Genomic DNA, 11,713 nt, shown 5'->3' on the forward strand with positions numbered 1-11,713 from the left:
GTAACCCGGCCGACCAGTGTCCGGTCTTCGCGGAATTGAGCGCGAACGGCTATCGGCCCGGTCGTCCCGATACCTGCGAGCGCCTCCAGAAGACCATCAAGTGGGCGGTCGACGAGGGAGTCCTCGAAGTGCCGGAGTGATCCCGTCCACCCGCGCTCGGCGCGTATGCCTGCGAATCGACCCCGGCCCGGTGGCCGGGGTCGATCGCGTTCCGTCTGCTCGGTGACCTGCGACGCGATATGGACTAACATCTTAGCTAAGGAGGCTGAGATGTCAGGCAACGCGGCGGAGCAATTCAACATCCACGAGGCGAAGACGAATCTCTCGCGCATCGTGGAACGAGTCGAGCGCGGTGAGGAGATAGTGATCAGCCGTGCCGGGCAACCGGTGGCCAAGGTGGTGCCACTGGTCCGGCGGGCCGATCGCACCGGCCGGGGGTCGCTGCAGGGCATGCTGACACTGGGAACCGATTGGGATTCGGAAGAGACCAACAACGTGATAGCCGACGACTTCGGGATCTCGCGATGAGCTTGTTGCTGGACACCCATGTGGTGTTGTGGTGGCTGGCCGACGACCCGAATCTCTCGGACGACATCAAGGATCGGCTCGACCACGACCCCGATGTCTTCGTCAGCGCCGCCACGGTATGGGAGGTCACGATCAAACACGCAGGCGGCAAGTTGAGCGGGCCTCCCGACCTTCCGGAGCGAGTCCGCGACAGCGGCTTCACTGCCCTGTCGATCAGTGGTCGGCATGCCATAGCCGCCGGCCGCCTTCCATTGATCCATCGCGATCCCTTCGATCGCATGCTGATCGCCCAGGCGGGTGTCGAAGGTATGGTGCTGGCGACCAGAGACCCCTGGTGCCAGAAATACGAAGTGCCGATCCTCGCAGTCTGACACCAGGGGCCGGTGGGTGCTCATGGACTCGCTCGCCGAGCCGGTCTCCGGTCAGCGGCGGGTGCCGCGGTCCCGGTACATGCGACGCTGTTCCTTGGCGATACCGCGCCAGACCTTTTCGCGTTCGGCCCGCAGGCGCTTATCTGTGCGGGCTTCCATCCACGCGTTCTCCCGGGCCAGTTTGCGGTAGTTGTCGAGGCGGCGGGCGGAGATCATCTCCGCGTCGACCGCTTCGCGTACCGCACAACCCGGTTCGGAGTCGTGCGAGCAGTCGCCGAACCGGCAGCGGGCCGCGAGTTCGGTGATATCGCTGAACGTCCGGCCGATACCTTCCGCGGCATCCCACACCCCGACCCCGCGCAGGCCGGGGGTGTCGATGAGGGTGCCGCCGCCGGGCAGCGGGCGCAGTTCCCGGTGCACCGTGGTGTGACGACCTTTTCCGTCGGCCGCGCGTACCTGGTTCGTCGCGAAGATATCCGCGCCCAGCAGAGCGTTCGCCAGCGTGGACTTACCCGCGCCCGAGGGGCCGAGCAGGGCGACGGTGCCGTCCAGGACCGCGGTCAGCACATCCAGACCGGCGCCGGTTTCCGCGCTGATCGCGAGGACCGTGGCCCCCGGTGCCACCGCGCGGACCTCGTCGAGCGGTAGGTGTTCCGCGGCATCGGCCTTGGTGAGGACGACGACCGGCTGGGCCCCGCCTTCCCAGACCAGCGCGAGCATGCGCTCGATCCGGCCGAGGTCGACATCACCGTCGGCGGCCGTGCAGATGAGCACGGTGTCGACATTGGCCGCCAGTATCTGGCTTTCGGAACGGCCCGACGCCGACGACCGGGTGATCGCAGATCGGCGCGGTAGCAGGGCCCGGACCTGCGATCGCGCGTCCAGGCTCACCCAGTCACCGGTGCACAGTCCGCTCACCGCGGAATCCGCGCGCGGGCAGGTGGCCCGGGCGGGGCCGGTGGGGGTCACCACATCGCATTCGCCGCGATCCATCCGGACGATGCGGGCGGGTACACACCCGGCCTCGAGGTGGGGGAGATACCGCGTGGCCACGGCCGCTGTCCAGCCGTAGGGAACGAGAGGGTCGAAGTCGACCATGAGAGGAGGAATTCCTTCGTCGGGCGCCGAGCCCGGCGGACTCAGCGAGTGGAGTTCGAGAGGGAGAACGACGGGGCGGTACGAACCGGTGCGGTTCGCCGCGCCACGGCAATCCGGGCGACCGTCACGTTCTCCACCTCCTTCACGACTCGCTGTTGCCGCCACTCTGGCACGGAGCCGGCGGCGGCGCAATCCTTTTTCCGGGCGCCGGTGCTCGCCGCCGAACCCGGGTGATCGGGGCTGGTACTGCAACGTGTTCCAGTACCATCCCGCCATGGGTTTCCTCTCGTCGGCCGGTCGAGTGCTGCCGGCGCTCGCCGCCGTCCTCGTGCTGAACGCGATTCCCTCCGGCGCTGCACCCGGCTGGGGTCCGCTGGGGCCCGCGAATTCGTATCTGGGACCCCTGGGTTCCGCGACCATGCACGGCGATGCCGGCTCCTCCGACGTCACACCACTGGCCGGCCCGGGGACCGGCTGGGTCACGCCGTCCGGTGATCCGCTGGCCGCGGCCTGCCCGACCATCCTGCAGGGGTCGGACGGGATGGTCGTCGCGCTGTGCACGGCCATCGTCGACCGGGCGCCCACGGTGTACTTGTTCGACCCGGCGAAAGGTCCGCTCGGCGCGCCCGCGGCGAAGCTGGGCCTCACCAGGGGCAGCCTGCTGGGCGGTGTCTACGCCTATCTCGACAACGAGAACCGGCTGGTGGTGGTCGACGGGGAACGCAGGCTGCTGCGGATCGGGCACACCGCGGATCACGACGGGGCATGGAGCCTGGTCGTCGACGAGTCCACCGATCTGACCGGCGCCATACCGGCCGGAGACGCCGTCACCGGACTGGTGCCGGACTGGGCGGGCAATGTCTGGTTCGCGACCGGGGCCGGGCTGGTCGGCACGGTCGCGCCCGGCGGGGCCGTGGCCACCCATCCGCTACCGGCGGGCGAGCGGGTGGCGAACAGTATCTCGTCCGCGCCCGGCGGTGTCGCGGTGGCGACGACCCACGCCCTGTACGAACTGCGTGCCGCTGATTCCGGTGCGCCACAGGTCCTCTGGCGCGCTCCCTACGATCGCGGCCCGGCGCGCAAACCCGGGCAGCTGAGCTGGGGCACCGGCTCGACCCCGACGTATTTCGGCCCCGGTGACGGCACCGAGTACGTGACCATCGTGGACAACGCCGCCGACCGGGTGCACCTGCTGGTATACCGCTCGGGCACCGGTGAATTGGTCTGCGATCGGCCCGTCCTGGCCCAGGGTGGCCCGGGCAGCGAGAACTCGCCCATCGGCATCGGCCGCTCGGTATTCGTGGCCGGCACCTACGGATATCCGTACCCCACGGTGCCCGACGACGCGGGCCCGGCGGAACCGGCCGTCGCGCCCTTCACCGGCGGTATGACCCGCGTCGATATCGACGCGCAGGGCGGCTGCCATACGGTGTGGGACAACAAGGTGCGCAGCGCCGCGGTCCCCAAACTGTCGCTCGCCGACGGCAATATCTACACCGTCATCCGGCTCGGCCTCGGGCTCACCACCCCGCTCGACGGCTACGCCTACGGCGTGATCGACGCCGCCACCGGCGAGGTGAAGGCGAAACACCCGATATCGGCCACGATCGTCGCCGACACCCTCCAGATGGCCGGTCTCACCACCGCGAACGGCGAACTCTGGCAAGGCACGATCACCGGCATCATGCGCATCCGGTAGACGGGGCGAGCGCGCTCCTGCGTGCAAGCTCGCAGGAGCCCCGTGCCCCGCGGTTCTCACCATGGCAGGGGCCCGTACTCCATACCGTCCTCGGCACCCCAGCGATAGCCCCAGAACTGCCCCGTCGGTCCGTCGGCGGGAAGCGTCGCGAGGTGCACGATCGGTTCGGCGCCCTGGGCCGCGGTGCGGAAACCGGTGTTGCCGTTGAAATCCGTGGCGCAGTAGCCGGGGTTGGCCGCGTTCACCTTGATCGGGGTGTCACGCAGTTCCTTCGCGTACATCAGCGTGATCATCGTCAGCGCGGTCTTGGAGGTGGGGTAGGTGATGGCTGCCATCGGCCAGAGCGGACCGGCCGGATCGGCGGCCATGGTCATCGACCCGACCTCGCTCGAGGTGTTGACGATCCGGGCGGCCCCGGCCCGGCGCAGCAGCGGCAGCATCGCGTTGGTCACCGCCACGGGGCCGAACACATTGGTCTCGAATACTTCCCGCAATGTGTCCGGCGCGGTCGCGGACGGGGTGCCGTCGCCGTCGAGGCGGCCCGGTATGCCGGCGTTGTTCACCAGAACGTCGAGTCTCCCGAAGTCGGTGTCGATCCGGCTCGCCGCAGCGGCGACGGAACCGGCATCGGTCACATCCAGAGGGAGGAAGCGGGCGTCGCCGCCACCCGCGGCCAGTTTCTCCGCGGCCGCCCGGCCCCGGCCGGTATCCCGGGCTCCGATCAGCACGGTTGCTCCCCGTTCGGCGAGCAGGCGGGCGGTTTCGAATCCGATGCCCTTGTTGGCTCCGGTGATCAAGGCGATTGTCGTCATGAGCAGACGGTTTCATCGACGGCCCCCGAGCGGGAGGCCCGGCCGGAAGTGGTATCGGCTGTACCACCCTGGGATCGCCGGAACGCCCCAGAATGGAGTGATGACCGAGGCCACCGATATCGCCGCGTTCCTGCGCGCCCGGCGCGACGAGCTGCGTCCGCGGGATGTCGGACTCCCGGAGACAGGGCGGCGTCGTACCCCGGGGCTGCGCCGGCAGGAGGTCGCGCAACTGGCCGGTATCTCGGTGGAGTACTACGTGCGGATAGAGCAGGCGCGGGGGCCACGGCCGTCACAACAGGTGCTCGGCGCCCTGGCCCGGGCGCTGATGCTCACCGGTGACGAACGGGCCTACCTGTACCGGACGGCCGGCTACCGGGCACCCGATAGCGTCGGCCCGAACCGGGTCGTCTCCTCGGCCGTTCGCACGATCCTCGACGGTATGGTCCCGCTCCCCGCCTATATCGTGGACGCGGCATACGAAGTACTCGCCTGGAACCGGTGTGCCGTTCCCTTCATCGGCGACCTCGCCAGGCTGCCGGGGTCCGAACGGAATATGGTGCGCTGGATCTTCCGGCAGGCGGCCGACGATCCGCGATGGGACGACGAGGAGACCCTGTCGTTCGCCCGGAGTACCGTCGCCGACCTGCGCGCCACCTACGCGCGCTATCCAGGAAATCCCGCGGTCGGTGGTCTGGTCACCGAACTGCTCGCGGCCGCGCCGCGCTTCGCGCAACTCTGGGCGGCCCAGGACGTCGCGGTGCGGCGCACACACCGCAAGCAGGTGCCCCACCCGGACCTGGGCCTGCTCGACTTCGAATGCCAAGTGCTCCACATACCCGATACCGACCAGCGGATCATCGTGTACTGCGCGAGCCCCGAATCACCTACCGGCGCGGCATTCCGGCGAATAGCCGAAGCGGTCGAACCGGCCGCGACGCCCTGAACCGGACGCCGTCAGTGGTCGACCAGCGGCCGGCGAGGGATACCGAACAACTGCGCGTCGCCGTGGGCGCGCTTGAAGTACAGATGGGCGTCGTGTTCCCAGGTGATGGCGATGCCGCCGTGCAGCTGGATGGTTTCGGCGGTGATCGTGGTGAACGCCTCCGAGCACTGGCTGCGGGCCACCCAGACGTCCTCGGCGGTGGTCGGGCTGTCCTCGGAGAGCGCGATGGCGGCGGTGAGCGCCGTCGACTTCGCGGATTCGGCCAGGACGTACATATCGGCCATCCGGTGCTTGAGGGCCTGGAAGCTGCCGATGACCCGGCCGAACTGCACCCGCGACTTGGTGTATTCGACCGTGGCCTCCAGGCAGTACTCGGCGGCGCCCACCTGTTCGGCGGCCACCGCGGCCCAGGCGATCTGCCGGAGCCGTTCGATCACCGGGCCCGGATCGCCGGTGCCGAGCCGGCGGGCCGGGGTGGCCGTGAAGGCGACCTCGGACAGCGCACGAGACGGATCCATCGCCGCCACCTTGCGGCGTTCGACTCCGGACGCGGCGGGATCCACCTCGAAAAGGCCGGTTTCGGTGACCACTATCAGGGTGTCGGCGATGGTGCCGTCCAGCACGTAGTGCGCGGTGCCGTCGAGGGCGTCGCCGTCGGCGCGGACACCGAACTCGTCCCAGCCGCGGGCCGAGGCCCAGCACACGGCGAGGGTGGCGCTGCCCTCGGCCACCCCGGGCAGCAGCCGTTCACAGGCCTCGGTGTCGCCGGAGAGCAATATCGCCTGTGCGCCGAGCACCGCCGAGCCGAGCATCGGCACATCGGCCAGCGTCCGGCCGAGTTCCCCGACCACCAGCAGGGCTTCGGGCAGACCCGCCCCGAACCCGCCGAACTCCTCGGGGATCGCCAGCGCGGCGACTCCGACCTGTTCGCAGAGCTGCGCCCACAGCTGCGGGTCGTAGCCCAGGTCGGTGTCCATGGCCTTGCGGATACCGGCGCGCGCATCCCGTTTGGCGAGCAGTCCCCGGACCGCCGACACCAGCTCCTGCTGTTCCTCGCTGATCATCTCTTCTCCCGTAGGTCGTCTCGGACGGATACCGGTTGCAGCGCGTCCGTCCGGTGCTCGCCGCTGCCCGCTGGAGTCGCTAGGTGAGCGCGCCGGACGGATCCGTCGCGGTCCCGGCGCGCAACGCCTCGGCCACCCGCCCCCGATGCAGGTCCGGGGTGCCCCAGGCGGTGCGCAGCGCGGTGACCCTGGTCAGCCACAACGACAGGTCGTATTCGGCGGTGTAGCCGATAGCGCCGTGCACCTGCAGGCCGGTGCGGGCGGCCCGGTAGGCGGCGTCCGCGCAGGCGACGGCGGCGGCGGACACATCGCGGGTGCGGTTGGCGGTGCCGGTGGTCAGCGCGGCCCGGTGCAGCAGCGGTTCGGCGAGATCCAGGCCGATGAACACATCCGCCAGCTTCTGTTTGATCGCCTGGAACTCACCGATCGGCCGCCCGAACTGTTTGCGCTGCTTCACATAGTCGGTCGACGCGTCGAGCAGGGCTTTGCCCGCGCCCAGCAACTGTGCCGCGTTCGCCAGCACGGCGGCGTCGAACCCGGCCGCGATCGCCTCGACGACATGCGCGCCCTGCGCGACAGTTTCCTCGGCTTCGACGGCGAACAATCGGCGGGCCGGGTCCACCGAGTGGATCCGTTCGCCGGCCCGCGCGGTGCTCACCCGGTCGCCCTCGGCCAGCAGGACGAGATCGACCCGGTCGGCGTCCACGGCGAGCGCGCGTCCGCTGTGCCCGGCGACGGCGAGGGTCGCGGTGAGTGTGCCCTCCGAGATACCGGGTAACCAGCGCCGGGCGGGTTCGGGGTCGGTGGCGGCCAGGGCCTGCAACAGCGCCGGAATCGCGGCCGCCGATTCGACCAGCGGACCCGGCGCCGCGGCGCGGCCGATCTCGACGAACGCGACCACCTGGTCGAGCGGTTCGGCGCCGAGGCCGCCGTAATCCTCGTCGATGGTCAGGCCGAACGCGCCGGCGGCGGCGAGCTGTTCGATCAGCGCGCGCCCGGCCGCCGGATCGTCACCGCTCCACGCGCGTATCGCGGCGGAGGTCTTCCCGGACTCGAACAGTTTGCGGATACTGGCGCCGAAGTCCTGATGCTCCGGGCTGAGCGCGAATTTCATCGGCCGCCTCCCCTGGGTAGGCCGAGGAGCCGCTCGGCGATGATATTGCGTTGGATTTCGTTGGTGCCGGCGTAGATCGGGCCGGACAGTGAGAACAGATAGCCGTCGGTCCAGCGGCTCTCCTGTTCGGCTTCCGCGCCCAGCAGGTCGAGTCCGGTTTCGTGCATGGCGATATCCAGCTCGGACCAGAACACCTTGGTGATCGACGATTCGGCGCCGAGTTTGCCGCCCTCGTTCAGCCGCGTGACCGTGCCGAAGGTGTGCAGCCGGTAGGCCTCGCTGCCGATCCAGGCGTCCACCACGGCGTCCCGGGCGGCGGTGCCGGTATCGCCGCGCTCGGTCCACAGGTCCACCAGCCGCTGCGCGGTCGCGCTGAACCGGCCGGGACTGCGCAGCGAGAGTCCGCGTTCGTTACTGGAGGTGCTCATCGCGACCCGCCAGCCCTCGTTCGGGGCGCCGATCACATCGCTGTCGGGTACGAAGACATCGTCGAGGAAGATCTCCGCGAAACCGGGTTCGCCGTCCAGTTGCGGGATCGGGCGCACGGTGACGCCTTCGGCGGTGAGCGGGAACATCAGGTAGGTGAGCCCGCGGTGCCGTTCGGCCTCCGGATCGCTGCGGAACAGGCCGAACGCCCAGTCCGCGAAGGCCGCCCGCGAACTCCAGGTCTTCTGGCCACTCAGCACCCAGCCGCCGTCGGTGCGGCGGGCGGTCGAGCGGATACCGGCGAGATCGCTGCCGGCCTCGGGCTCCGACCAGGCCTGCGCCCAGATATCGTCGGCCCGCGCCATCCGCGGCATGATCCGCTCGAGCTGTTCGGGGGTTCCGTGCTCGAAGAGGGTGGGGGCGAGCAGGAAGATACCGTTCTGGCTGACCCGGCCGGGCGCGCCCGCCGCGTAGTACTCCTGTTCGAACAGCACCCATTCCAGCAGGGACGCGGCGCGGCCGCCGTACTCCCGGTCCCAGGAGACGACCGAGAGCCGGGCGTCGGCGAGGGTGCGCTCCCATTCGCGGTGTGCTTCGAAACCCGCAGCGGTGTCCATCGAGGGCAGCGGTTCGGCGGGTTTGTTCGCCGCCAGGAATTCACGGACTTCCTGCTGGAATTCCCGTGTTTTGTCGTCGAGATCGAGATCCATTCAGGCTTTCCCGTCGTTCTTGGCGGCCGAACTCGCGCTCGCCTTCATCGATTTGGCGTTCATGCCGCCCAGGGAATCCGCGCCGACCTCGGCGTTGTGGGCGTGCGCGAAATGGTGCAGGCCGAAGGCCGAATCCATTCCCGCGCGCATACCCATGAGGTCCTCGGACTGGTTGATCGCCTTCTTCGTCAGTGCCAGACCGAATTGCGGCATGGTGGCGATCTTCTCCGCCACCGACATGGTCTCGGCTTCCAGTTCGTCACGCGGGACGACCCGGTTGACCATGCCCCATTCCTTGGCCTGCGCCGCGCCGAAACGGTCCCCCGTGAAAAGGAATTCCTTCGCGGCGCGCGGACCCATCACCCACGGATGGGCGAAGTATTCGACACCCGGGATACCCATGCGCACCACCGGATCGGAGAAGAACGCGTCGTCGGAGGCGATGATCATGTCGCAAACCCAGGCCAGCATCAGCCCGCCCGCTATACAGGCGCCCTGCACCATGGCGATGGTCGGTTTCGGTATCTCCCGCCAGCGGCGGCACATGCCGAGGTAGACCTCGGTCTCGCGGGCGAAGCGCTGATCACCGCCCGGGCGGTCGATATGGTCCCACCACAGCGCGGCCTTGTTCTCGTATCTCACATGATGGTCGCGGCCCGGAGTGCCCAGATCGTGCCCGGCGCTGAAGTGTTTGCCGTTTCCGGCCAGCACGATGACCTTGACCTCGGGATCCTCGACCGCCCGTTCGAACGCGGCGTCGATCGCGTAGGTCATCACGGAGTTCTGGGCGTTGCGGTAGTCCGGCCGGTTCAGGGTGACCACCGCGATCGCGCCCCGGCGTTCGTAGGTCACCACGTCCGGTTCGTGGGGGACGCCCCCGCCGGCGCCTCCGGCACCGTTTTCGGTCATTTCGAATTCTCCTCGCGTAAACGGCGTTTGAGCACTTTGCCGCCGGCGTTGTAGGGCAGTTCGTCGCGGAATTCGACGAAACGCGGCACTTTGAAATTCGCCAGTACCTTGGTCGCGTACGAGAACACCTGGTCCTCGGTGAGCGCCGCACCCGGCTTGCGTACGACGAAGGCCTTGCCGACCTCGCCCATGCGTTCGTCGGGCACGCCGATCACCGCGGAGGTGGCGACTCCGTCCAGCCGGGCCAGCGCCTGCTCGATCTCGGCTGGGTAGACGTTGAAACCGCCGCTGACATACATATCCTTCAGCCGGTCGGTGATCTTCAGGTATCCGTTGTCGTCGATCTCGCCGATATCGCCGGTGTGCAGCCATCCGTCCGCGTCGATGGTTTTCGCGGTGCTCTCCGGATCGTCGAGATAGCCGAGCATGACATTCGGTCCGCGCAGCAGCACCTCACCGGCATCGCTGAGTCGCAGTTCGAATCCGGCCATCGGGCGGCCGCTGGAGGACGAGATCGTCTCGGCGGGGTCTTCGGGCCGGCACATGGTGCCGAAGCCGGTCGATTCGGAGAGGCCGTAGGCGGTGAGGACGACATCGAAATCCAGTTCCGAACGCATCCGCTCCACCAGGACCACCGGTACCGGCGCGGCTCCGGTGATCGCCACCCGCAGGCCGTCGAGCCGGTACTCGCCGCGATCCGGGAAGTCCAGGATCGACTGGTAGATGGTGGGCGGGCCGGGCAGGACGGTGATCTTCTCCTGATCGATGAGCCGCATGGTGGTGGGGACGTCGAAAACGATCTGCGGCACCATGGTCGCGCCCGTGAGCAGGCAGGCGATGATCCCGGCCTTGTAGCCGAAGCTGTGGAAGAACGGGTTGACGATCAGGTAGTTGTCGGCGCTGTTCAGCGTGGCGCATTCGGTCCAGCCGCGGACCGCGGAGAGGGTCTGCCGGTGCGCGATCAGCACGCCTTTGCTGCGGCCGGTGGTACCGGAGGTGAACAGGATGTCCGACAGGGCCTCGGGATCGATCGACTCGGCCCGTTCGCGGGCCTGTTCCCGGGTGACCTCGGCGCCGCCCTGCAGGAAGTCCGACCAGGTCGCGGCGTCGTCGCCGGGTTCCTCGACGCCCTCGACCGGGAGGACGACGACGGTATCGATCGCCAGGGCCGGAGCGGCCGCGCGCAGTTCGGCGAGGCGGTCGCGTTTGAGGAAGGTTCCCGCGATGAACAGGGCCTTCGCGTCCACCCGCTGTAACACGTCGACCACTTCGTCGGCGACGTAGCGGGTGTTGAGCGGGACCAGTGTCGCGCCCGCGTAGTGCGCGCCGAGCGCGGCGAGCACCCAGTGGTGGGTGTTGGGTGACCAGATGGCGATCCGGTCGCCGGTCCGCACACCGCGGGCGATCAGTGCCCGCGCCACATCCTGGACATGTTCGAGCAGCTGATTCCAGTCGAGCCGCACCGGGCCGTCGGCGAGCGCCGGGGCGCTGCCGTAGGCCTGGGCGGCGGCATGCAACGCCAGGGGAGTGGTGCGGTCCGTCGGCGGTGTGTGCGCAGGGGTTGTCACGGGTGTCCTCGATGTCGTGCGGCCGTGGGCGGTGCGCGGTCTGCGAGTTGCGGTCTACAAAGCAAGTGCTTGGTAGGTTATCCTACCGGCGTGGGTGCTATCCAGACCTCAGAATCCGGTACCGGTCGCGACGGCGGGCGGCAATCGGCCGATCCGGCCGCCGGGACGCGCGCTACCGCCGAACGGACCAGCGTCGCGGGCCTGAGCGACGGCGAATTCGCCGCTCGGGTCCGAGCCTGGCTCGATGAGCAGCTCAGCGGCGAATTCCGCGAATTGCGCGGACTGGGTGGTCCCGGCCGCGAGCACGAGGCGTTCGACGAACGCCTCGAATGGGATCGCGCCCTGGCCGCGGCGGGCTGGACCTGCCTGGGCTGGCCGGTCGAATACGGCGGCCGCGCCGCGAGCGTCGGGCAGCAGATCATCTTCCACGAGGAATATGCCAAGGCCAACGCGCCCGCGCGGGTCTCGCAT

Annotated in this window: 12 protein-coding genes; 5 read left to right on the forward strand and 7 right to left on the reverse strand. The window is 69.0% G+C overall.

Going from position 1 to position 11,713, the window contains the following annotated elements:
* Positions 1–270 precede the first annotated feature (270 nt).
* Together ACWDU1_RS20885 and ACWDU1_RS20890 are read left to right on the forward strand one after the other, a co-directional pair.
* Positions 271–528, forward strand: a complete 258-nt coding sequence (locus ACWDU1_RS20885) for a type II toxin-antitoxin system Phd/YefM family antitoxin (protein WP_450000721.1) — start codon at positions 271–273, stop codon at positions 526–528.
* Positions 525–899 (forward strand): type II toxin-antitoxin system VapC family toxin, encoded by a 375-nt coding sequence (locus ACWDU1_RS20890; protein ID WP_450000723.1) that lies wholly within the window; start codon positions 525–527, stop codon positions 897–899. The genes ACWDU1_RS20885 and ACWDU1_RS20890 overlap by 4 nt, the downstream gene beginning before the upstream one ends.
* A gap of 51 nt (positions 900–950) precedes the next feature.
* On the opposite strand, the gene rsgA is transcribed toward ACWDU1_RS20890, so the two are convergent.
* Positions 951–1,997, reverse strand: coding sequence for a ribosome small subunit-dependent GTPase A (rsgA, locus tag ACWDU1_RS20895; RefSeq protein ID WP_450000724.1), 1,047 nt, complete (start codon positions 1,995–1,997; stop codon positions 951–953).
* A 274-nt stretch (positions 1,998–2,271) separates the two neighbouring features.
* Here rsgA and ACWDU1_RS20900 point away from each other — a divergent pair, with 274 nt between their 5' ends.
* On the forward strand, positions 2,272–3,696 hold the full coding sequence (locus ACWDU1_RS20900) for a hypothetical protein (protein ID WP_450000726.1): 1,425 nt from the start codon (positions 2,272–2,274) through the stop codon (positions 3,694–3,696).
* A gap of 56 nt (positions 3,697–3,752) precedes the next feature.
* On the opposite strand, the gene ACWDU1_RS20905 is transcribed toward ACWDU1_RS20900, so the two are convergent.
* Positions 3,753–4,508, reverse strand: a complete 756-nt coding sequence (locus tag ACWDU1_RS20905) for an SDR family oxidoreductase (RefSeq protein WP_450000727.1) — start codon at positions 4,506–4,508, stop codon at positions 3,753–3,755.
* Between the two features lie 100 nt (positions 4,509–4,608).
* Between ACWDU1_RS20905 and ACWDU1_RS20910 the strand changes: the two genes are divergently transcribed.
* Positions 4,609–5,451, forward strand: coding sequence for a helix-turn-helix transcriptional regulator (locus ACWDU1_RS20910; RefSeq protein WP_450000729.1), 843 nt, complete (start codon positions 4,609–4,611; stop codon positions 5,449–5,451).
* An 11-nt stretch (positions 5,452–5,462) separates the two neighbouring features.
* On the opposite strand, the gene ACWDU1_RS20915 is transcribed toward ACWDU1_RS20910, so the two are convergent.
* The 5 genes from ACWDU1_RS20915 to ACWDU1_RS20935 all read right to left on the reverse strand — a co-directional run bounded on the left by ACWDU1_RS20915 (position 5,463) and on the right by ACWDU1_RS20935 (position 11,242).
* Positions 5,463–6,515, reverse strand: coding sequence for an acyl-CoA dehydrogenase family protein (locus ACWDU1_RS20915; RefSeq protein WP_450000732.1), 1,053 nt, complete (start codon positions 6,513–6,515; stop codon positions 5,463–5,465).
* A gap of 79 nt (positions 6,516–6,594) precedes the next feature.
* Entirely contained in the window at positions 6,595–7,629 is a 1,035-nt protein-coding gene (locus ACWDU1_RS20920; RefSeq protein WP_450000734.1) for an acyl-CoA dehydrogenase family protein, read from the reverse strand.
* Positions 7,626–8,765, reverse strand: coding sequence for an acyl-CoA dehydrogenase family protein (locus ACWDU1_RS20925; protein ID WP_450000736.1), 1,140 nt, complete (start codon positions 8,763–8,765; stop codon positions 7,626–7,628). The genes ACWDU1_RS20920 and ACWDU1_RS20925 overlap by 4 nt, the downstream gene beginning before the upstream one ends.
* On the reverse strand, positions 8,766–9,674 hold the full coding sequence (locus tag ACWDU1_RS20930; protein ID WP_450000738.1) for an enoyl-CoA hydratase: 909 nt from the start codon (positions 9,672–9,674) through the stop codon (positions 8,766–8,768). It lies immediately after the preceding gene.
* A complete protein-coding gene (locus ACWDU1_RS20935) occupies positions 9,671–11,242 on the reverse strand; it encodes a FadD3 family acyl-CoA ligase (protein WP_450000739.1) in 1,572 nt (523 codons plus the stop codon). Before ACWDU1_RS20935 ends, ACWDU1_RS20930 begins: the two co-directional genes overlap by 4 nt.
* A gap of 90 nt (positions 11,243–11,332) precedes the next feature.
* On the opposite strand from ACWDU1_RS20935, the gene ACWDU1_RS20940 reads away from it, so the two are divergent.
* The coding region (locus tag ACWDU1_RS20940; protein ID WP_450000741.1) for an acyl-CoA dehydrogenase family protein at positions 11,333–11,713 on the forward strand (381 nt) is incomplete at its 3' end.

It is taken from the genome of Nocardia sp. NPDC003345, assembly GCF_053589395.1.